Annotated in this window: 18 protein-coding genes; 17 read left to right on the top strand and 1 reads right to left on the bottom strand. The window is 55.1% G+C overall.

What is annotated here, in order from left to right:
• Positions 1–124 precede the first annotated feature (124 nt).
• From NST26_RS21270 to NST26_RS21200, 15 genes are all read left to right on the top strand, one after another.
• Entirely contained in the window at positions 125–796 is a 672-nt protein-coding gene (locus tag NST26_RS21270) for an aspartate/glutamate racemase family protein (protein ID WP_340951538.1), read from the top strand.
• A gap of 702 nt (positions 797–1,498) precedes the next feature.
• On the top strand, positions 1,499–3,025 hold the full coding sequence (locus NST26_RS21265; RefSeq protein WP_340951540.1) for a PucR family transcriptional regulator: 1,527 nt from the start codon (positions 1,499–1,501) through the stop codon (positions 3,023–3,025).
• A gap of 241 nt (positions 3,026–3,266) precedes the next feature.
• Positions 3,267–4,277, top strand: coding sequence for an ABC transporter permease (locus NST26_RS21260; protein WP_200869572.1), 1,011 nt, complete (start codon positions 3,267–3,269; stop codon positions 4,275–4,277).
• Between the two features lie 30 nt (positions 4,278–4,307).
• Positions 4,308–5,204 carry an ABC transporter permease gene (locus NST26_RS21255; protein WP_445323334.1) on the top strand — a complete coding sequence of 299 codons (897 nt, stop codon included), beginning with the start codon at positions 4,308–4,310 and terminating at the stop codon, positions 5,202–5,204.
• Between the two features lie 141 nt (positions 5,205–5,345).
• On the top strand, positions 5,346–6,947 hold the full coding sequence (locus tag NST26_RS21250; RefSeq protein WP_340951544.1) for an ABC transporter substrate-binding protein: 1,602 nt from the start codon (positions 5,346–5,348) through the stop codon (positions 6,945–6,947).
• A gap of 125 nt (positions 6,948–7,072) precedes the next feature.
• Complete coding sequence (locus NST26_RS21245; protein ID WP_340951547.1) at positions 7,073–8,353, top strand: M20 family metallopeptidase; 1,281 nt, start codon at positions 7,073–7,075, stop codon at positions 8,351–8,353.
• A gap of 108 nt (positions 8,354–8,461) precedes the next feature.
• Complete coding sequence (locus NST26_RS21240; protein ID WP_036727467.1) at positions 8,462–9,439, top strand: ABC transporter ATP-binding protein; 978 nt, start codon at positions 8,462–8,464, stop codon at positions 9,437–9,439.
• Positions 9,436–10,398 carry an ABC transporter ATP-binding protein gene (locus NST26_RS21235; RefSeq protein WP_339310450.1) on the top strand — a complete coding sequence of 321 codons (963 nt, stop codon included), beginning with the start codon at positions 9,436–9,438 and terminating at the stop codon, positions 10,396–10,398. The genes NST26_RS21240 and NST26_RS21235 overlap by 4 nt, the downstream gene beginning before the upstream one ends.
• A gap of 463 nt (positions 10,399–10,861) precedes the next feature.
• Entirely contained in the window at positions 10,862–11,872 is a 1,011-nt protein-coding gene (locus NST26_RS21230; protein ID WP_340951551.1) for an acyltransferase family protein, read from the top strand.
• 88 nt (positions 11,873–11,960) lie between these two features.
• Positions 11,961–12,386: a hypothetical protein gene (locus NST26_RS21225; protein WP_051478179.1), complete on the top strand. Its 426-nt coding sequence runs from the start codon at positions 11,961–11,963 to the stop codon at positions 12,384–12,386.
• A gap of 171 nt (positions 12,387–12,557) precedes the next feature.
• Positions 12,558–13,757, top strand: a complete 1,200-nt coding sequence (locus NST26_RS21220; protein ID WP_445323375.1) for a D-alanyl-D-alanine carboxypeptidase family protein — start codon at positions 12,558–12,560, stop codon at positions 13,755–13,757.
• A gap of 172 nt (positions 13,758–13,929) precedes the next feature.
• Positions 13,930–14,283 carry an anti-sigma F factor antagonist gene (gene spoIIAA, locus NST26_RS21215; RefSeq protein ID WP_036727462.1) on the top strand — a complete coding sequence of 118 codons (354 nt, stop codon included), beginning with the start codon at positions 13,930–13,932 and terminating at the stop codon, positions 14,281–14,283.
• Entirely contained in the window at positions 14,280–14,735 is a 456-nt protein-coding gene (gene spoIIAB / locus NST26_RS21210) for an anti-sigma F factor (RefSeq protein ID WP_036727460.1), read from the top strand. Before spoIIAA ends, spoIIAB begins: the two co-directional genes overlap by 4 nt.
• Before the next feature lie 11 nt (positions 14,736–14,746).
• Positions 14,747–15,502 (top strand): RNA polymerase sporulation sigma factor SigF, encoded by a 756-nt coding sequence (gene sigF / locus NST26_RS21205; RefSeq protein WP_036727459.1) that lies wholly within the window; start codon positions 14,747–14,749, stop codon positions 15,500–15,502.
• Positions 15,503–16,050: 548 nt separating this feature from the next.
• A complete protein-coding gene (locus tag NST26_RS21200; protein ID WP_340951555.1) occupies positions 16,051–16,590 on the top strand; it encodes an RNA 2'-phosphotransferase in 540 nt (179 codons plus the stop codon).
• A gap of 101 nt (positions 16,591–16,691) precedes the next feature.
• Here the strand turns inward: NST26_RS21200 and NST26_RS21195 are convergent, their stop codons facing one another.
• On the bottom strand, positions 16,692–18,881 hold the full coding sequence (locus tag NST26_RS21195; RefSeq protein ID WP_340951558.1) for a YDG domain-containing protein: 2,190 nt from the start codon (positions 18,879–18,881) through the stop codon (positions 16,692–16,694).
• A 286-nt stretch (positions 18,882–19,167) separates the two neighbouring features.
• On the opposite strand from NST26_RS21195, the gene NST26_RS21190 reads away from it, so the two are divergent.
• Both NST26_RS21190 and NST26_RS21185 read left to right on the top strand, forming a co-directional pair.
• The gene (locus NST26_RS21190; protein ID WP_340951560.1) at positions 19,168–20,763 is read left to right on the top strand and encodes a sigma-70 family RNA polymerase sigma factor; all 1,596 of its coding nucleotides are present in this window, start codon (positions 19,168–19,170) and stop codon (positions 20,761–20,763) included.
• A gap of 103 nt (positions 20,764–20,866) precedes the next feature.
• On the top strand, positions 20,867–21,628 hold the full coding sequence (locus NST26_RS21185) for a metallophosphoesterase family protein (RefSeq protein WP_340951562.1): 762 nt from the start codon (positions 20,867–20,869) through the stop codon (positions 21,626–21,628).
• Positions 21,629–21,641: the final 13 nt, after the last annotated feature.

Here is a 21,641-nt window from a genome sequence, read left to right as displayed (position 1 = left end):
GGTGGTGCAATCGCCACTGTAGTGAACCTTTGGATTTCCGGCTGCTATTGCTGTTTACGGCTGAAATAGGGTGGTTGGTTATGCTTTTGCAGCATCTAAATCAAGGCGGTCAGGAGGAGATAGGATGCTTGGAATCATACGTGTCATTACATTGCAGGAGAACTCTGCAATCCAGTTACATGGAGATTTAATTGAGCGGCGGTATGGTCTGCCGGTGATGAGCCGGTGCATCCCGGATCAGCCCCGGGGTGTCTATGATGCGCAGACAGAGGCGGAATCCATTCCGAAGATTATAAGGCTTGCCGGGGAACTGGAGCGGCAGGGATGCACGGCTATCGGCATCAGCTGTGCTGCCGATCCGGCACTCTTGGAAGCCAGGGCAGTGGTGAATGTTCCTGTGCTGGGAGCGGGCTCCTGCGCGGCCCATATGGCTATGGCTTACAGCAACCGGGTGGGCGTGCTGACGATCCTGGAAGAGGTGCCGACGCTCATCCGCGGTATTCTCGGCGGGGCTTACATTGGCATGGACCGCCCCGACGGCGTGACAACCACGCTGGATCTGGGCAAGCCTGCTGGACGGGCAGGCGCGCTGGCGGGTGCCGCCCGGCTCGTGGAGCGCGGCGCGGAAGTCCTGGTGCTGGCGTGCACCGGCTTCGCCACGATCGGGCTGGCAGCGGAGCTGGAAGAGCGGCTCGGCATCCGCGCGTTCGATCCCATACTCTGCCTTGGTGCCGCTGCTGCTGCGTCAGCCTCTGGTGCGGGAGCTTCTGCTGCGGGAGAGGTGCATCGCTCGTAGCAAAGCCTTGTCTTGGGTGGTATTGCAGTTTGCTGAAATTCGCCATTCCTGTAGGTGTGGGGCAGACTACGTGTGTAGGCGATGTGCGGCAAACTAATGTGTGGAAATTAATGAGTTGCAAACTAATGTGTGAAAACTAATGTGTAGCAAACTAATAGCTATGATCTCCTTAAAGCGTTCCTCCTGGCTCAGGCCCGGGGGGCGCTTGTTTGTTGTTAGGGGAATAGAGGTGAAGACCTTCAAGATTCGAATGGGAGTGGTCTATACGACTGAACGAGGGAACGAGGGGGCGAAGTGCATTAGTGCACCTGAATTCAGCGTAAGCGGGCAAAAGGTGAAAATGAGGTGCATAAGTGCACCTGAATTCAGGCTATACGGGCAAAAGGTGAGAATGAGGTGGAGAAGGAGCACTAGTGTAACTGATTTTACTGCAAGCTGATAGATCCCATTGAATTGTCCCACTCCCTTAACTTCCCCCCATTCCACCTCTCCCTACAACCAGCTCCCTCACCACCGCCCAGCAAGCATCCCGCGTACAAATCCGAAAATATCGCCAACTGGATATGATTTTCCTGTGGCTCAGCGGGAATCTCTGATAAACTAGCGGGAACGCAAAAAGTCGGCTGGCGGCATTGTCATGGCATATTGGCATATTTCAGGAAAAATCATGAAATACTGAAGACAGCAGAGGGAGGCGGAAGGGTGAATACACGAGGAATTACGCTGCGGGAGCTGATGGAGCTCTCGGTTCTTGGGAAAGCGAAGGTCATCAGCGGGGAGCAGGGGCTGGACCGGGTGGTCCGGTTCGTGGATATTATGGAGGTTCCGGATCTGAAGGGCTGGATCAGCGAAGGGGTGATGCTGCTGACGACAGCCTATTCGATCCGCCATGATCCTTCGCTGCTGACTGAGGTGATCTATACGCTTGATAATCTGGGCGCAGCGGCGCTGGCGATCAAGCCGGCCCGCTTCCTGAAGGAGATTCCACAAGGAGCCATCGAGGCCAGCAATGCCTGCGGTCTGCCGATTGTGGAGATCCCGCCCGAGATTCCGTACACGGATATTACCCAGCCGGTGATGGAGCTGCTGCTGGGGCGGCAGGCGATGCTGCTGCGCCGGGCGGAGGAGGTCTACCGCACGCTGACCACCATGGTGCTGGAGAACAGCGGCATTCAGGCGGTCAGCGACAGTGTGGCCGAGTTCCTTAAGGCCCCGGTGGCACTCGTGGATACGGAGCGGAAGATTATCGTATCCTCCCCAGCAGACTATGACTGGACCCAGAGCGACTCTCCGCTTAGCTGGAACATCCATGTGGACCGCCGGACGGTTGCCCGGCTGCTCGTCGACAAGGAGCGGCTGGATGATATGGAGGAGGTGGGCATCGAGCAAGCCCGGCTTGTGTTTGCCCTTGAAATAATGCGGCGTAAGGTAGCCGAGGATACGGAATTCCGGCTGCGCGGCAACTTCATCGATGAGCTGCTGACCCCGCCGCTGCCGTCGAGGCATGAGGTGCAGCGGCGGGCCCGTCAGCTCGGGATGAACCCGGAGCACAAGTGGGAGGTGGCCGTCATCGAAGGGGAGACGGCGCCGAGCGAGGAGACGGTGAACCGGCTGCTGGAGCGGGAGGCGAAGAAGCGCGGCGTCACGCCTCACGCCGAGTACCGTTCGAGCCGGGCGGTGCTGTTCCTGCCTACGCAGGAGGGGCGCAGGTTCACGCCGGGCGGTGACGCGGAGGAGCCATGGGAGAAGACGCTGAGCGGCTGGCTGCAGGACAAGGCAGAAGGCTTAAGCAGTTACCGCTGCGGTATCGGCACCTCGGAATATCTGTGGGACATCCACACCAGCTATAACGAGGCGCGCAAAGCGCTGTCCATCTCCAGAAGACTCGGACAAGGCCCCGGCGGGATTACCCGCTACGAAGAGATGGAGGTCTATCATCTGCTGGAGGGGCTGAGCGGTCCGGGGTTCGAGAAGCTGTTCGAGCGCAAGCTGGGCAAGCTGCTGCAATATGACCAGGAGCATGACAGCAATATGCTGCTGACCTTCTATCATTATCTGGAGTGCCGGGGCAGTCTGATTGAGACGGCGAACAGCCTCTATATCCACCGCAACTCCGTCAAATACCGGCTGGAGCGGATTCGGGATATCACTGGCTTCGATCTGAATGATCCGCGCGAACAGTTCGTCTGCCATTTGTGCCTGATTTACTATTATCTCCAGGAAAAATAGGGCGCTTTGGAAGATTTCTGGAATGTCGTGTGAGTAAATCTAACATTCATAGTCCTTGATAGTGCACAATCGACAAACGGTTGTGCATTTTTTTAGCTGAACGGGACGTAGAGGGGCTGTGAAATTCTATGTAGAATTAGCTCAACACTTTAATAAGACACAGCATACACGTATTACCTGACATGAGAGCGGAATTCCGTCACAGAGGCACAGCAGTCGAAGTCGTAAGGGGGTTGATTCATTGTTTGCTTATACATTAAAAAGATTGGTGCAGATGATTCCAGCCTTGCTCGGCATTATCGTCATCACCTTCATTCTGTCGAGAGTCCTGCCGGGCGATCCTGCGATTATGCTGGCCGGAGAGCAGGCTCCGGAGGAGATAGTGAACAAGATCCGCCAGGATATGGGGCTGGACAAGCCGCTGTATATCCAGTTCTTCGCTTACATCGGGCAACTGCTGCAAGGCGATATCGGCTATGCCTATCACACCGGACATTCGGTCGCCAGTGACCTGGCTTCGCGCTTCCCGGCTACGATTGAGCTGACCCTGGCCAGCATCCTGATTGCGATTCTGATCGCCATCCCGGTAGGCATTGTGGCCGCTACCCGTAAGGAATCGCTGCTGGATCACATCTCGCGTGTATTTTCCCTGATAGGTGCTTGTGTGCCGATCTTCTGGCTCGGACTGATGTTCATCTATATTTTCTACTCCATTCTGGGCTGGGCACCGGCACCGATGGGCCGGATCAGCGGGGATCTTAACCCGCCGGTGCATATCTCCGGGCTGTACGTGCTGGACAGTATACTCTCCGGCGACACCGCTGCACTTAAAAGCAGCCTCGCGCATCTCGTGCTCCCGGCGATCTGCCTCAGTACCGGTACGATGGCGATCATCGCCCGGATGACCCGCTCCAGCATGCTGGAGGTGGTCGATCAGGACTTCGTCCGCACCGCCCGGGCCAAGGGGCTGCGGGAATCGGCCGTCATCTACAAGCACGCACTGGTTAATGCGCTGATTCCCACGCTAACGGTGCTCGGACTCCAGTTCGGCTTCCTGATGGGCGGCGCGGTCATCACGGAGACGATCTTCTCCTGGCCGGGAATCGGCGGCTATGTCACCGACTCCATACTGGCAGCGGATTACGCGCCGATCCAGGCGTTCACCCTGGTCAGTGCCGTGCTCTACTGCGGAATTAACCTGGCGGTCGACCTGATCTACGGGTTCATTGACCCGAGAATCCGTTATGAATAGAACAGCATGTGTGAGAGGAGGAGATTGCTTGTGAGCACTGCAGCACATTCAGCACAGGGCAGCCCGGCGAAGCCCGCACCGGCCAAGCCGCGGACCCTATTATCCCTGCTGCTGCACAACCGCCTGGCGGCCATCGGGCTGACCTTCATCCTGATCTGGACCGTGGTAGCCATTTTTGCCCCCTGGCTGGCTCCGCATGATCCGTTCGTCACAGATATGGCGAATAAGCTGCAGCCGCCCTCCGGCAGCCATTGGTTCGGAACCGACAACTTCGGCAGGGATATCCTCAGCCGGGTGCTGTACGGCGCACAGATCAGCATCTGGACCGGCCTGATCGCGGTCTCGATCTCCTTCCTGATCGGGATGCCGCTGGGCGGGATTGCCGCTTACTACGGTGGCCGGACCGGAACCATCATCATGCGGGTCATGGATGTATTGTTGTCCTTCCCGTCACTGGTATTGTCGATGGCGATTGCCGCCTCGATCGGCGCCGGACTCAGCAGCGCAATGATCGCCGTCGGCATTGTCGGCATCCCCGAATTCGCCCGGCTGATGTTCGGCCAGACGGTCTCTCTGCGGGAGAAGGAGTATATCGAAGCCAGCCGGGCCATTGGTGTGAAGGATAGAGTCATTCTGTACCGGCATATTCTGCCGAATGCTCTGGCGCCGCTAATGGTGCAGGCTACGCTCGGGATGGGCTTCGCCATCCTGACCGCGTCCAGTCTCAGCTTCCTGGGGCTGGGGGTCAGACCCCCGATTGCCGAATGGGGCGCGATGATCTCCGAAGGCCGGGAATATATCATTTCCGGGCAATGGTGGCTGGTTACTTTTCCAGGCCTCGGCATTGCCACCTCCATCTTAGGCTTCAATCTCCTCGGAGACGGCTTCCGGGATGTGCTTGACCCGCGGTTGCGTTCGGGGAAATGAGGCGAGCAGGGGAATCCCCAAGGCCGCCCGTCCCGATAGAAATAGATAGATTAACGTCAGCTGGAGCGCAAGCGGCAGACAATCATCAGCAGCACAAGTAGTTGTTATGCAGGCAGGATATAGAAAAGGGAGGAATTATCGATGAAAAAAGTTAAACTGTTGTCCACACTCGTCGCTTTTTCAATCATGCTTGCCGGATGCGCCAGCAGCGCCAATCCGCAGACCCCTGCTGCCACTTCGGCAGGAACGGATACTGCAGCAACAGCAGCCCCGGTCAAAAAGAACCTGACGGTGGCCTATTCCGAGGGCGGCACCACGCTCGACCCGGCGGAAGCCAATGATCTGACCTCCGATACGCTTGTGCTGGCCGCTTATGATCAGCTGGTCACCTACGGCATCAAGACCGACAATGGCGCCAGCATCGCCAATACCGAAGACATCAAGCCCATGCTCGCAGAGAGCTGGGAAGTGAATGCTGACAACACGGTGTATACGTTCAAGCTGAAATCCGGCGTGAGCTTCCAGAGCGGCAATCCGGTGGATGCCGAGGCGGTGGCGTACTCTTTTGAACGTGTGGCGAAGTCCAGCTCCGGCAGCTTCCTCTACGGCATGGCTTCAATTAAATCAGTGACGGTAAAAGATGCTTCGACCGTTGAAGTTACTCTGACTAATGCCAATCATAATTTCCTGCAGATTCTGGCGATGTACACCTTCTCCATCGTGGACCAGAAGACGGTAGAAGCACAGGGTGCAGACTACCTGAAGACGAATGCCGCCGGTTCCGGCCCGTTCAAGCTTACGAAGTGGGACCCGGCTACCGAGGCTGTTTTCACAGCTAATGACAGCTACTGGCAGGGTGCGCCAAGCCTGGGCAAGGTCACCCTGAAGTTCACGAAGGAAGCCTCTAACCGCGTGCTGCTGCTGGGTAAAGGCGATGTAGACATGGCGATTGAGATTCCTCCGAAGGATGTGTCAACGCTTGAGACCAATAAGGCGCTGACCGTTGCTTCCAATGCAAGTAACCGAATTCTGTTCTTCGCCATGAACAACAAAGTCAAACCGTTCGACAATGTAAAAGTCCGTCAGGCAATCAACTATGCGATTCCTTACGATCAGCTGCTGAGCGGGGTGATGTACGGCCAGGCCAAGCAGATGAAGAGTGCAGTAGCCAGCAACACGCCGGGCTTCACCGATGCAGGCTATGTGTATGAGTACAATCTGGACAAGGCCAAGGCACTGCTGAAGGAAGCAGGCTATGAGAAGGGCTTTGACTTCGACTTCACGCTGGGCTCCGGCTTCGATGACTGGGAAGATGATGCAGTCCTGATCCAGGCTGAGCTGGCCAAAATCGGAGTCAACATGAAGATCAACAAGCTGGCCCGCGCCCAGTTCCTGGAGCAGCAGAAGACCAATAATCTGACCTCTTATATCTCCAAATGGACTTCCTTCGTCAATGATCCCGGCTATCACCTCGGCTTCCTGCTGTACGGCAAGGGCTCTTCCAACTACATCAATTACCAGAATGCTGAAGTAGACAAGCTGTGGGAGCAGGCGAACCTGGAGACAGATACGGCGAAGCGCACAGAGCTCTACAAGCAGGCTCAGGAGATCATCACGACAGAAGCACCTTGGGCGTATCTCTACGAATACAACCGCATTGTGGGCATGAGCAACAAGATCAGCGGCTACGCCTTCTACCCGGATGAAGTGATCCGTTTCTATCCGCTGTCGATTACAGAATAAGCAGGTTTGGCTAAAAGAGAGCGGGCAGGCCTTAGGCCTTGTCCCTCTTCTTTGTCACAAATTCACAGTTCCTCCTGCCAGCCGCAAGGCGTGCAGCCTGGAACACAAAGGAGAATTCGTAACCCATGACAGACTGGAAAAGCAAGGTGCTGGAGGCCATTGATGCCGGGCAGGAGGAACTGCTTGCGCTCTGCTCTCAGCTGATCCGTTACCCTTCGGAGAATCCGCCGGGCGATTCACGGGAGATCAGCGCTTATATTATTGGTTATCTGAAAGAAGCCGGTATCGATACCGCGATCTATCCGGCCACCGAAACGATGTTCAATCTGGTGTCCACACTGGGTGCAGGCGCGGAGGAGCGCACCGGCAAAAAGCTGATTTACTGCGGACATACCGATGTCGTTCCGGCGGGAGACCGCTCGCGCTGGGATTTCGATCCGTTCTGCGGCGATATCGTGGATGGCTATCTGCTGGGCAGAGGCGCTTCGGATATGAAAGCAGGCCTGGCCGGGTTAATCTACGTCACTGCACTGCTGTCGAAGCTGGGCGTTCCGCTAAAAGGAGATCTCTCCCTGCTGATCGTGCCCGATGAAGAGACTGGCGGTCATCTCGGGGTTCCCTGGGTGCTGGAGCGCGGCCTGATTACCGGAACCGCTGCTGTGATTGCCGAGCCTTCCGGCCCGCTGAACCCGACCATCGGGCAAAAGGGCAGCTGCTGGTTCGAATTCACCGTGGAAGGCACACCGGGTCACGGCAGCCTGTCGCCAGTGGTTGGAGACAGCGCCATTGTGAAGGCTGCCAAAGGAATTGAAGCCTTACAGCGGCTATGGGATATCAAAGTGGACATTCCCGAGGAAGTTAAGGAGATTATCCGCATCTCGCAGGATTATGTGAAGGGAAGCGAAGAAGAAGATTCCCTTGCCTATCAGGTATTCGACCATGTGACGGTCAACATCGGAACGATTCAGGGCGGAACCAAGGTGAATGTGGTGGCGGACCGCTGCACCATTCAGGTCGATTCCCGCGTACCATTTGGGGTAGACTACCGGGATGTGCTGGACCGTGCCCGCTCCCTGCTGCTTGAAGCCGGCATTGAATCCGAGGTCAAGGGCTTCGGCTTCCAGGGCAATGCCAATTGGACCTCCAATGAGGAGCCGGTGGTCAAGGACCTGGTTGAGAGTATCTGTGAGGTGAGCGGGGAAGAAGCCTACGGTGTGCTGCAATGGGCTTCCAGCGACGCGCGCCATTTCCGCACTCATAACATTCCTGTGCTGCAATACGGACCGGCCGAGCTGTCCACCATTCATAATTTCAACGAGAAAGCTCCTGTCTGGCAGATTATCCAGTGTGCGAAGGTGTATGCTTTAACGGCGCTGAAATATCTGGGTGTAGAAGAAGAGAAATAGTATTTAAAAGGATATTTTGTAGGGAGTTTTTTGGGGTACCCGCAAAGTACCTGACTAATCATCGAAGCAAATACTTCACTTTGTGGGGTACTGGAGGGAGGGGCAATCATGACAGAACTGCTGGAAGTATCAGGGCTATGCACCGAGTTTCAGACTGCGGCGGGTACAATCCGTGCGGTGGACGGCATCAGTCTGTCAGTGCGCAAGGGAGAGACACTGGGCATTGTAGGCGAATCGGGCTGCGGCAAAAGCATTACCTCACTCTCAATCATGCAGCTCTTGCCCAAACGGATCAGCCGGATTGCTTCCGGCCAGATCCGCTTCGAGGGCAAGGATATGCTGGAGATGTCGATGAATGAGGTGCGGAATATCCGGGGGAACCGGATTGCGATGATTTTTCAGGAGCCGATGACCTCGCTGAATCCGGTGTTCAAGATCGGCCGCCAGATCTCCGAATCCGCCCGTTACCATCTGAAGCTGAGCAAGAAGGAGGCGGCTGAGCGGGCGGTGGAGATGCTGCGCAAGGTAGGGATTCCCCGGCCGGAAAAGATTGCCCAGCAGTATGCCCATCAGCTCTCCGGCGGGATGCGGCAGCGGGTGATGATTGCAATGGCGATGGTCTGCAATCCTCAGCTGCTCATAGCCGATGAGCCGACGACAGCGCTGGATGTGACGATTCAGGCGCAGATCCTTGATCTGATGCGGGATCTGCAAAAGAACGAGGGCATGTCAATCCTGATGATCACACATGATCTGGGGGTCGTTGCCGAGATGTGTGACCGGGTCGTCATCATGTACGCGGGTCAGATCGTCGAGGAGACAGATGTGGCTACCCTGTATAGCCAGCCGCTGCACCCGTATACTCAAGGGCTGCTGGCTTCCCTGCCCCAGCTGGCAGGGGATGAGGACCGCCTCAGCTCGATACCGGGCCAGGTGCCGAATCCGGCCAGCCTGCCGCCCGGCTGCCGGTTCGCACCGCGCTGTCCGGTAGCGGTGGACCGCTGCCGGGAGCAGCTCCCGGAGCTGCTTGAGGTGCAGCCGGGCCACACATGCCGCTGTATCCTGCAGCAGGAGGGGGTTCTATGACCACATTACTGGAAGTCCGCAATCTGAAGAAGCATTATCCGATCCGCAAGGGCTTTTTCTCTAAGCAGGTTGGTGCAGTCAAAGCCGTTGACGGCATAACCTTATCCGTTGAGCAGGGAGAGACGCTGGCTGTGGTCGGAGAATCCGGCTGCGGGAAGTCGACCACCGGACGGGCCATTCTGCGGCTGATTGAGCCGACAGAAGGCGAGATTATGTTCGGCGGCACCGATGTGCGCAGCCTGAATACCGAGCAGCTCCGCAGGTTCCGTACCGATATGCAAATGGTGTTCCAGGACCCTTACGCTTCGCTCGACCCCCGCTGGACCGTCCAGCGCATTCTGGAGGAACCGCTCCGTACCCACGGATCGGCCCCCGCCGGAGAGCTGAAGAGCAGGGTCGAGCAGCTGATGGAGGTGGTGGGTCTGTCCCCCTATCAGGCCCACCGTTTTCCCCATGAATTCTCTGGGGGCCAGCGGCAGCGGATCGGGATTGCCCGTGCGCTTGCGCTGAATCCGAAGTTCATTGTCTGCGATGAGCCGGTTTCGGCACTGGATGTCTCCATCCAGGCCCAGGTGCTGAATCTGATGCAGGATCTGCAGGAGCAATACGGCCTGACTTATATGTTTATCTCGCATGACCTGTCAGTTGTGAAGTTCATCAGCGACCGGGTGGCCGTCATGTACCTGGGGCGGATTGTCGAGCTGGCTCCGACGAAGGCACTCTTCGCGAAGCCGCTGCATCCGTATACCCAGGCGCTGATGTCTGCCGTTCCGGTACCGAATCCGGGCCTGAAAAAGCAGCGCATCGTCCTGACGGGGGATGTTCCGAACCCTGAGACTCCGCCCACAGGCTGTGCCTTCCACCCCCGCTGTCCGCATGCGATGGACCGCTGCAAGTCGGAAGCGCCGGTGCTGCGGGAGCTGGACTCAGGCCATCAGGCGGCCTGTCATTTGTATTAAGCATATGTGCAGTCATAAGGGCCATCCGGCAGCGGGTGGCCCTTTGCTTTTGCTGGATGCGAAAAACCGAACATAATGAGCCGGAGTGAAGGCCGTGAGCCAAATGTATGCGGAAAACCGAACACAATTGGCTGGCGCGAAGACCGCAGGCCAAATGTATGCGGTAAACAGCATACATTGTACTCGCACGGAGGTAATCCTAGCCATCCGTTCAAACCTTTTCACAGGCTGCCCCCTAGCCCACCCTGGACCGCACTGCCACTTTAGCCCTATTTATTACCCGGATGGGACAACGTCCCCCGTCTAGGCAGAATGACTTATTTTTGCAGAGTTTTCTCCGTTGTTAAGTGAATATTCTTTCAGAAATAACGCTGAAATATTTCATTGAAATTTGAAAAGAAAAATAAACCCTTCTATAATTGTATTAAATTAAAACTGATTTGGGAGGAGATGGGAGGATAACGTGAACAAACCACGACAATTATGGATTGATGCCGCCAAGGGATTCAGTATTATTTTTGTAGTAATGGGCCACTCCGGCGATGCGGCAGCGAATCATTATCTGTCCTGGTTCCGGATGCCTTTGTTCTTCATGCTTAGCGGACTTGTATTTAAGCCGGTTGAACCCGGGCGGTATTTGGGCTGGGCGGTCAAACGGACCAAGGGGCTGATGACTCCCTATTTTGCCTACGGACTCCTGATTGCTTCCGTGCTGCTGCTGTTCAACTTCAGTATACGAGGGTTCGCCGAGAATGTAGCGAGACTGCTCTACGGGGGATTGTCGCTCACGGGCCCTTACGGGGTGTTCTGGTTCATCACCTGCCTGCTGTTCACACAGCTGCTCTTCGGATACATTGTCCGTTATTCCCGCCGCACGCAATTTCTCCTGATCGCTTCTGCTTATCTCCTGTCACATCTCATCTCCCTGACCACGCTCAGGAACTTCAATCTTCCCTGGAATGCAGATGTGTCCCTGCTCGCCATTACTTATTATGCGATCGGATTCTACGGAAAACAGGTGATCCCTGCGCTCATCCGCCGCTATTCGGCGCTGCCGGTGCTGCTTCCGTTATGTGCTCTTGTGCTGCTGCTGGAGCGGACTGGTGTCCTTCAATACAGTCTGAATATGAAATACAAGGAGTATACTTCGCTGCTGCTCGATCTGGCCGTGCCGCTGCTTATCTCATTGACTATCTGCGCCGCTGTGTACCGTCTCTCGAAGCTTGTTCCGCTGGACTGGATGGGCAGCCTGGGACGTAACTCCATTGCGATCATGTACCTGCATTTGCCTTTGAATTACGGGCTCAAATATCTCCTCGGGACGGATTACGGGCTGTTGCCCTTTACGCTGATCGGAGTGGGGGTGCCGCTGCTGGCCGCCAATTGGGCGGTACGCTCTCCTCTATTGTCCAGACTGTATCTTGGGCATAAGGGCGGCAGCCGTCCGGCAGTGAATTATAGCAACGCACGATAATAAATAGGTGGACTAGTAATAGAAATGCACAAGCTCTTTTTCATATCTTTCATATACTTTAGTAGAATATGAAAAGGAGTGATAACGCATGGCCAAAACACTTTTGGATTATAATGCATCCGTAGTTACACCTATTACTAACGGGGTCTCCATCCCTGTTCCTATTTCTCCGGCTGGTATACAGATTGCAGGAACATCGGTGTATATCGATCCCGCAGTTCCAGGACATTTCCCCAATAAGGTGGAACTGAAAGCCACCATCGGCGTGGATGTTACTCTGGATACGCCCAATGTGCTGGTCCGCATCTGGCGGGCAGGTACCGAAATCTTCTATGCACGGGTAGAGCTGGAGGAGAATTTCAATGACGATGGTATTATCTCGCTGCATATGGTAGATATCAACGTCCCGGCCGGTGTCCAGAACTATCAGCTGATTGTAGAGAACCAGGATGTCGGCTCCGTTGCCACAGTGGTGGGACCTGTTATTTTCAGCGCTTTGGCTATCGGCGGCTAAGCTATTCATAGCAGTACCGGAAAGGGGCTTTCTCAAGTATCTGTGAAGATACCGGGGGAGGCTCTTTTTTTTGTGCGTGAAATGGAATAATTTCCTGCCATTCTGACGAAACTGGAACACAGTACCTGTGAAAAGAAGGTTAAGTTCAGGAGGGGAACCATTGTGAGGAAAATTCGTTATGTAACGCTTGTGCTGTGCATTGCTGTATCGGTTCTGGGAGGCGCTACCGGAGCCTGGGCCGAGGAAAAAGCCAAAGGCACCGCAAATTCCGGCAATGCCGGAGGGGCGGCTGCTACGCTTGCGCCAGGGGCGCGTTCTGCCATTCTGATGGATGCCAGCACGGGCACGGTCATCTATGAGAAGAACAGCCATGATAAACTTCCGCCGGCCAGTATTACCAAGATTATGACCATGCTGCTGACGGTGGAGGCGCTGGACGAGGGCAAACTGCAGCTGACCGACAAGGTGCGGACCAGCGAGTATGCGGCATCGATGGGCGGTTCACAGATTTTTCTGGAGCCGGGTGAGGAAATGACGGTTGACGATATGCTGAAAGGCATCGCGATGGCCTCCGGCAATGATGCTTCCGTAGCTATGGCGGAGAAAATCGCCGGCTCGGAGAGCGCCTTCGTCGATCTCATGAACCAGAAGGCACAGGACCTGGGCCTGAAGGATACTCATTTCGCCAACTGCAACGGCCTGCCGGCTGCGAATCATTATTCCTCCGCGCATGATATTGCCGTCATTAGCCGGGAGCTGCTAAAGCATGAGCAGATTATCAAATACACCGGCTCTTATCAGGATTACCTGCGCAAGGATTCCACCAAGCCTTTCTGGCTGGTCAACACCAACAAGCTGGTGCGGTTCTACACGGGCGCTGACGGGCTGAAGACGGGATATACGTCCGAAGCGAAATTCTGCCTGTCGGCGACGGCGGCCAGAGACGGCCTGCGCGCTGTAGCGGTGGTGCTGGGCGAGCCGAACACCAAGACCCGCAACAGCGAGGTCTCGGCGATGTTCGACTACCTCTTTTCCCAATATAAACTGCATACGATTCACAAGGAAGGCGACACCATCGGCACGGTGAGGATTGAGAAGGGCGTGAAGTCGCAGCTCCCGCTGGTGGCGAAGGAAGACTATAGTGTACTGCTCCGCAAAGGAGTGACCCAGGAGGGTATCCGCCATGAGCTGGTGCTGAATGAGCAGGTGAAGGCTCCGGTGGCCGAAGGCCAGACGGTCGGCAAGCTGGTAGTCTACCAGGGGAACGATGTATTGAAGGAATACGAATTGAAGGCAGGCGAAACGGTAGCCAAGGCGGGCTGGTGGAAGCTGTTCAAGCGGGCAACGGGCGCTATGTTTACGAATGATTAATTTCTTGCATTTTGTAGATTGCACCAGGGGCTTTGTGTAAGTTCTTAGGGGTTTTCTTCTAGTTTTGTCGTGAGGCAGGAATCCTCAATTGCGGTGTAGAAACCTTGTCCTTGTAGGGGAAAGAAATAGTTACAGGGCGGTTGTCCAAGCAACGAAGAGGAGAGTGGCAAGCATGAATTCTCATGTGGAGATGGAGCATCACCGGGGTGTGCTGATTGTCCGGTTGTCCGGGGAACTGGACCATCACGCAGCCGATTATGTACGTATGGATATGGATGAAGCGATTATGCGGGGCCAGGTGGAGCATCTGATCCTGAGTCTGAAGGAGCTGCAGTTCATGGACAGCTCGGGTCTCGGAGTGATTCTGGGGCGGTACAAGCTGATCCGCAGTAAGGGCGGCAAAATGGCAGTCTGCGATGCCACAGCGCCTGTGAAGCGCCTGCTGGAAATGTCGGGCCTGTTCAAAATCATGCCCCTATATGACGACGAGAGCGCTGCACTCTCGGATTTGGAGGTCGCGTTATGACTAGTAGCGAAGCTCGTAACTTCATGAGTGTCCAGTTTGCTGCGCTGTCGGAGAATGAATCGTTCGCGCGTGTAGTAGTAGCTGCCTTTGTCTCCCGGCTCGACCCGACGATGGAGGAGCTGAATGACTTGAAGACGGTAGTCTCGGAGGCTGTCACCAATTGTATTATTCACGGTTATGACAGTGATCCCGCAGGTGTTGTCAGCATATCCGCTTCCCTTGAGAATGAGACCGTGCATCTGACCATTGAGGATAAGGGCCGGGGCATTGAGGATCTGGAGCTGGCCCAGCAGCCGCTGTATACCTCGAAGCCGGAGCTGGAGCGGTCAGGTATGGGCTTCACCATTATGGAGAATTTCATGGATGAATTCGAGGTTATCAGCGAACCGGGACGCGGAACCTCAATCTCCATGAAGAAAACCATCGTCTCGAAAAAAGCTTTATACAATTAGGGGTTGGAGCCATGGATGCAGAATCAAAAAAAGCTCCGCCGACCTATTTGGACGATGCGGAGGTCAAACGTCTAATCGCGCTCAGTCAAGCCGGGGACCATACGGCCCGCGACACGCTGGTCAACTGCAATATCCGCCTCGTCTGGTCGGTGGTGCAGCGGTTTATGAACCGCGGATATGAACCGGATGATTTGTTCCAGATCGGCTGTATCGGACTGCTGAAGTCCGTTGATAAATTCGACCTCAGCTATGAGGTCAAGTTCTCCACCTATGCGGTGCCGATGATTATCGGCGAGATCCAGCGGTTCCTCCGCGATGACGGCACGCTCAAGGTCAGCCGCTCGCTGAAGGAGATGGCCAACAAGGTGCGCAAGATGAAGGATGAGATGTCCAAAACGCTCGACCGCCTCCCGACCATCGGTGAAGTGGCCGAAGCGCTGGGCGTCACGCCCGAAGAAATCGTCTTCGCCCAGGAAGCCAACAAGCCGCCGACTTCGATCCACGAGACCGTCTTCGAGAACGACGGCGATCCGATCACACTGATCGACCAGATCGCCGACGAGTCGCAGGAGCGCTGGTTCGACAAGCTGGCCTTGAACGAGGCCATCGGTGCGCTAACCGAGCGCGAGCGTCTGATCGTGTATCTGCGCTATTACCGCGATCAGACCCAGTCGGAAGTCGCAAGCCGCCTCGGCATCTCGCAGGTGCAGGTGTCGAGGCTGGAGAAGAAGATCCTCGCGAACATCCGCGAGCAGATTGCGCAGTAGCGGTGGAAGTTACAGCGCGTCTCGGCTGATACTGCCGCAGCTCAGTAAGTTCGATACAGCAGTCGGGTTAGCTGTGGTGCTTAGCAAGAGTTAAGTATGTGATGTACAGTGACGGGTGCAAGGGGGCCGCCCCCTAGAGGGGCGGCTTTTTGCGTGCGCTCAAAGTGACCATGCACCCCACTGCCGATTATTTTATTAACCGGACTCAGATTCCCTTATTTGGCCGAATCGTCTCTTTTTGAGCCTGAAACGGACTCAGATTCCGTTATCTTGTCTTTTCGGCCCCTGATGTAGTGGAATCTGGTCACTTAGCGGATTCTGAGTCCGCGCACTTCGCATATCCGCCGGATTAGCAGAAATAGCGGAATGTCAGTCCAATTCCGTGGCCGATGGAGCCCCACCGATAGACCCCACCGATGGAGCACGCCCATGGTCTAGCGCATGGTTATACCGGAAGCTTCATATATGCTAAACTAGGCTAAACTCGTAACAATCGATGATTTTGAATACTAACAACAATGCAAAATGACTATGGAGGGCTAAACTCAATGGATTATGCGAAGCTCAGCAAAGAGGTCTCCTACGCCCTGCGTCACGCGCCGTGGGAATATGAACTGGAATTGGATGAACAGGGGTGGGTGGATATTGAACAGCTGCTCCACTCGCTGCATCAGGACAAGAAGTGGGACACAGTCGGTGCAGAGGATCTGGACAAAATGATCGCAGCATCGGATAAGCAGCGGCATGAGCTTGCGGAGGGCAGAATAAGGGCGCTATATGGTCACTCGGTCCCGCAAAAAATAATCAAGCAGGCTGAAACGCCGCCCCCTATTCTGTACCACGGTACAGCCAGGCAATGGGTGGAGACGATTCTGCACGAAGGACTGAAACCGATGAAGAGGCAGTATGTTCATTTCTCGGTGGATACGGCTACAGCCAAGCTGGTGGGAGGGCGCAAGGACTCAAGTCCTGTGATTTTAACCATCGATGCCGGGCGGGCCGCACAGGAAGGAATCAAGTTCTACCACGGAAATCATAATATCTGGCTCGCGGACTATATTCCGCCCGAATTTATTGCTGACTTGTAGCCTACTCTAACCAACCCCAACCACAACAAAAGCGCCCCAGGCCAGCCGGTTCACGGCTCGCGGGACGCTTTTATTCATACCCTGTGTTCAGAGATATCTTCTTAAGGTGCTACAATCACACCCGTGGAAATCATATAATTTCCCGGTGCCGCATAGTTACCAGCATCGTCGCCGGATAAGGTGTAGACCACGGTGATAAGTTTGCCGCTGCCGACAGCAGCATCGTTGTAGGTTGCTGTTGCACTGACTGTAACATCATCGCCAGGAATGACTCCGGTCAGAGTACCCGGGGTGATCTGGACCGATGTATTTCCATCGTAGGTCTTGGATTCTGTGATCACTGGTGCTGTAATGTCCAACTGCAAGGCAGTGATAATACCTGTGTTAATGGTATAGCTAACAGGTGGATAATAGTTACCTGCATCTGCTCCTGTTAAGGTGTAGGAGATGGTGATGATTTTGTTCACTCCCACGTTAGGAGTGTCATAGGTTCCGGCTGCATGCACAGTCACATCATCCCCGTCGATAATACCGGTTACCGCACCAACGGTTACCGCTGCCGCAGTCGTTCCGTCATAGACTCTGGAGCGTGTGATCTGATCCCGGTCAATCTCGCCATTGGTGGTGATGTAGCTCACAGGTGCAATATAGTTGCCCGCATCTGCTCCGCTAAGTGTATAGACTACAGTTATGGTCTTGTTCGTCCCAATGGATGATGTGTCATAGTTGGCAACGGCGCTCACAGTGACATTTTCCCCGGGAACTACCCCAATAAGCTGTCCGGGAGTCACCGCCGCTGCCGTGGTTCCGTCCTTGAACTTCGCCAAGGTCAAATTCGGAGCTTCGATGGTTAATGGATGGAGTGCGATGCTGCCCGTATTCACGATATAGGGAGCGGGTGCGATATAGCTGGCTGCCTGGGCTCCGCTTAATGTGTAGGTAACGGTTATAGTCTTGTTCACCCCAAGCGCCGAGCTGCTGTAGGAAGCAGAGGCATGAACATTAACTGTGTCTCCGGCCAATACACCGGACAGCGAGCCCCCGGTTACTGCTGCTGAGGCAGTGCCGTCATAGGTTTTGGACTCCGTCAAGGAGGCGGGAAACCCTATAGTCAGCTCAATCGCTTTAACCTCAATCGTGCTGGAAGGGGCCGAGATATTGCCGGAGCCATCTACAGCATACACAACATAATGACCGGCTGGCAGACCCTGCGTGTTCAGCGGGGAATAGACGGAGGCGGTTACCGCCAGCTTTTTACCCAGAGCAGCATGAATGGAAGCTTCCAGATCTGTTGTAGTTACGACTACTGTGGAAGGGACCAGATACAAATAACCCGCTTCGTTGCTTGTTCCATATACATTGTCTCCTACAGTCACCGCTCCAAGGGTCACACTTGTGAGTATAGGGGCTGACGTATCACCCGGATCAGGAGTAGGTGTCGGCGTAGGAGTAGGTGTGACTGTAGGCGTCGGCGTAGTTGCAGGTGTAGGTGTAGGTGTTGGTATATCTGTAGGTACTGGTGTAGCTGTAGGCGTAGCCGTTGGATCGGAAGGGACATAGGTGCTCCGGACAGGCGTAGGTGTAGCAGTTGGTGTGGCAGTTGGACTAGCTGCTGGAGAGATGGTTGCTGAAGGGGTGCCTCCAACATTTCCAGGAGTATTGGCCGGAGCCTCCTCAATAGCTTTGGTCCGTGTTAAGGATACTACTGCTTCCGCACGGGTAATTTCCCTGCCGGGCTTGAAGCTGTTATCATCGGAATACCCTTTCATGATTCCTGCTGCGGCTACGGCATTTACCGAATTCACTGCCCAGGCGGCAATATCCTTGGAATCGCTGAAAAGAGCGCCGGTCTGCGCGGCATCCAGCTTCAATAACCGGTTGATGATCACTGCGGCTTCCTGTCTGCTGATCGTCTTGCCGGTACCGATGGTACCATCTGAATATCCGCTGATATATCCGGCTTTCACGGCTTTGGCAACCTCGGTGTAGGCCCAGTTGCTTGTAGAGAGATCCTTATAGGCAACAGGTGCCGTCTCGGTGAATCCGAAGGCACGGTTGATGAGCGCCATGAACTCTGATCTTTTCAGACTATTGTCCGGTTTGAAGCTGCCATCGGCGTATCCCTGAATGAGCCCTTTGTCAACCCAGTCGGTAACTTCATTCTGTGCCCAGTGGCCTGTGATTCCAGTTAATTGAGGAACTGCTGCGCCAAAAGCTGTTCCGGCAGAAGAATATAGTGCAGTTACTATCATTAGTGTAGAGAGAAAAAGCTTGCCCGGTGTATGGTTCAATATTAAGCCTCCTGAAAGTGTATTGTCTTCGCTGATATAGGCCTTGGGTATCACTTAATATCCTCCGGGCAACAGTTTTGGCCTCCGAGCTTGGCTAAATGAAATAATAGTAACACATATCATTTGAAATTGATTTAAATAAATATAATCATTGCAAATTTAATTTAACAAAATATAAATATAATACTGGTCAATACATTCTGCACCCTCTTTGTAACCTTTTCCTCCCGGACCGGCACTTATCATTAGAACACGATAAAAATACAGAAATGAGGTTTGCAGACGTATGCTGCATTGGATTGAACAAGCGCAGAAGGGCGATGCCGAAGCCTTCCGGGAGCTTAGCGGGCATGTGCGGGGGATGGCTTACGTAGTAGCCTACGATATGCTCGGGGATGTGCAGCTCGCGGAAGATGCGGTACAGGAAGCCTTGCTGGAGGCGTATATGAACCTTGCCAGCCTGCAGGAGCCTGCGGCGTTTCCGGGATGGTTCAAAACCATTGTGGTCAGGCAGTGTCACCGGCTGCTGCGGCGTAAGCGTCAAGCCCTGCTGCCTCTGGAGGCGGCGGTGCATGTCGCGGGCTCTTCTCCAGGGGTTGCGGAGATTGCCGAACATAGAGAATGGACGCAGGTGCTCCACAGGTCAGTGTCGGAATTGTCTGCCAAGCTGCGGGTACCACTGCAATTGTTCTACTTCTACGGGTACTCGCTTCAGGAGATTTCCGTGTATCTGGACCTTTCCGTTGCTACGCTGAAGAAAAGGCTGTATGACGGCAGACGCAAGCTGAAGGGGGCATTGCCTGTTGTCGATCTGGCGGCTGCATTTCATTTGTTACATGAGGGAGGACAGCGAATGCTGCATATTGTGAATGGTGACACGGTGGGAGACAAGCTGAAGCAGGGGATTGTCCAGGGGGAGGTGCTGGTGTGGAGAGAGATCTATTCGGCGGGACCGATATTCATAGATCCGGCGGCAGAGCAGAAGCGGCTGCTGCGGGCTGAGGTGCTGCAGGCCACGATGGGCATTCCGGCAGCTGAATATGTGGCGGGCTGTGCGGAGCAGGAGCAGAGGATCAGCGGATTCCGTCAGTATGATGAGGTGGTGCTGTGGTTCGAGCATGATCTGTTCGACCAGAGTATGCTGGCCTATCTACTGCATTGGTTCAATGGGCAAAAGCTGGGCAAAACCAAGCTAAGCCTGCTCTGCATCGGAGAATTCCCCGGGATAGAGCTGTTCCATGGTCTGGGACAGCTGACGGAAGCTCAGCTGAGTACCCTGCCGGGAACCTGGCGGACTATCGGCCGCAAGGAGCTGCAGCTGGGAAGCCTGCTGTGGGAGGCTTACGCCGCTTCCGATCCCCGGAAGCTCGCGGACCTGCTTGCGGCGAAGCGGGAGGAGCTGGCAGGGGGCGCACTTGCTTTTGCCTATGACGCCTTCATGGCCCATCTCTCCCGTCTGCCTTCCGTAGAGAATGGTCTCGGGATCGTCGAACAGACCACCCTTCAAGCCGTGGCTAATGGAATGGACACGCCGCTTAAGCTGTTCCGGCAGGTGACGGATGAGCTGCACCGGCTTGGCATGGGCGATACGGAATATTGGAAGATCCTGCGCACACTGACGGCCGGGACGAAACCTCTGCTTGAGATCGATGGTGTAGCAGAGCTAACAGATTACAGGGAAGTACCGGAATTCCTGAATCGCAGCGTTACGCTGACTGCATGGGGAGAGCAGGTGTTGGCCGGAGCAGCTGACCGGCTACAGCTGCAAAGTATCGATGAATGGTACGGCGGCCTGCATCTGGAGGGGGATGACGCCCCCTGGCGCTGGGACCGTGCTGCGGAACGGCCGGTACAGCACCCGCCATCCGCGCGGATGGAATAGAATGTAACCAGGAGGTTTCCCTGCTAAGCTGAACGCTTGGCGGGTGAACCTCTTTTTTATGCCTATATAGTATAATGAATACTCCAGGTCAAGACAGTTACAAGTGAAGAAGGAGGAGAGCGGCATCAGAACATTAGTGATCAGTGACATTCATGGCTGTATAGAGGAATTCAGCCTGCTGCTCCGCCGGGCGGAGTATAACCCCTCCAGGGATCAATTGATCCTGCTGGGCGATTATGTAGACAGAGGGCCGGACAGCAGAGCGGTCGTGGAGCAGGTGAAGCGGCTTGCTGAAGCAGAGGGGGTTATTGTGCTGCGGGGCAACCATGATCAGATGGCCTGTGATGCGCTGGCGGGAGAGGATGATAAGCGGGATACCCACTGGATTACGAATGGGGGCTTCCACACCCTGCTGAGCTATTGCGGAGGCCGGGATTCGGTGCTGCTGCACCCGGATTCAGGGTGGAGGGATTATACGGAGATGAAGAGGTTCATGGCTACGGAGTATAAGGAGCATCTGGATTTCCTGGGTTCGCTGCCCTACTACTATGAGACGGAGACCCATCTGTTCGTTCATGCGGGCATTGATCCTTCCCTTGCCGACTGGCGGACCCAGCGGGAGTATGATTTTATCTGGATTCGGGAGCCTTTCTACAATCATCCTGTTACTGCTACGGAGAAGACGGTCGTCTTCGGCCATACCTCTACGGTAGATCTGCAGGACGGCGCAGGAGTCTGGTTCAGTCCGCTGGGCGACAAAATTGGCATCGACGGCGGCTGCGTGTACGGGGAGCAGTTGAACTGCCTTGAGATTAGCGAAGCAGGATACAAGACCTATGCTGTCAAGCTGGGGGAGCGGGAGTAACAAGAGCTGCGAG

Origin of the sequence: Paenibacillus sp. FSL R7-0128, assembly GCF_038002245.1 — a bacterium.
In the GTDB taxonomy this organism is placed as follows: domain Bacteria; phylum Bacillota; class Bacilli; order Paenibacillales; family Paenibacillaceae; genus Paenibacillus_AQ; species Paenibacillus_AQ silagei.
The sequence above is the reverse complement of the archived record's forward strand: the minus strand, read 5'-3'. Positions and strand labels throughout refer to the sequence as shown.

Bases quoted from the DNA above. Each gene is read 5' to 3' on its own strand.
- NST26_RS21270 (WP_340951538.1), top strand. From the start codon at position 125: ATGCTTGGAATCATACGTGTCATTACATTGCAGGAGAACTCTGCAATC.
- NST26_RS21250 (WP_340951544.1), top strand. From the start codon at position 5,346: ATGAAAAAAGTTAAACTGTTGTCCACACTCGTCGCTTTTTCAATCATG.
- NST26_RS21245 (WP_340951547.1), top strand. From the start codon at position 7,073: ATGACAGACTGGAAAAGCAAGGTGCTGGAGGCCATTGATGCCGGGCAG.
- NST26_RS21240 (WP_036727467.1), top strand. From the start codon at position 8,462: ATGACAGAACTGCTGGAAGTATCAGGGCTATGCACCGAGTTTCAGACT.
- NST26_RS21235 (WP_339310450.1), top strand. From the start codon at position 9,436: ATGACCACATTACTGGAAGTCCGCAATCTGAAGAAGCATTATCCGATC.
- NST26_RS21225 (WP_051478179.1), top strand. From the start codon at position 11,961: ATGGCCAAAACACTTTTGGATTATAATGCATCCGTAGTTACACCTATT.
- spoIIAA (WP_036727462.1), top strand. From the start codon at position 13,930: ATGAATTCTCATGTGGAGATGGAGCATCACCGGGGTGTGCTGATTGTC.
- spoIIAB (WP_036727460.1), top strand. From the start codon at position 14,280: ATGACTAGTAGCGAAGCTCGTAACTTCATGAGTGTCCAGTTTGCTGCG.
- sigF (WP_036727459.1), top strand. From the start codon at position 14,747: ATGGATGCAGAATCAAAAAAAGCTCCGCCGACCTATTTGGACGATGCG.
- NST26_RS21200 (WP_340951555.1), top strand. From the start codon at position 16,051: ATGGATTATGCGAAGCTCAGCAAAGAGGTCTCCTACGCCCTGCGTCAC.
- NST26_RS21190 (WP_340951560.1), top strand. From the start codon at position 19,168: ATGCTGCATTGGATTGAACAAGCGCAGAAGGGCGATGCCGAAGCCTTC.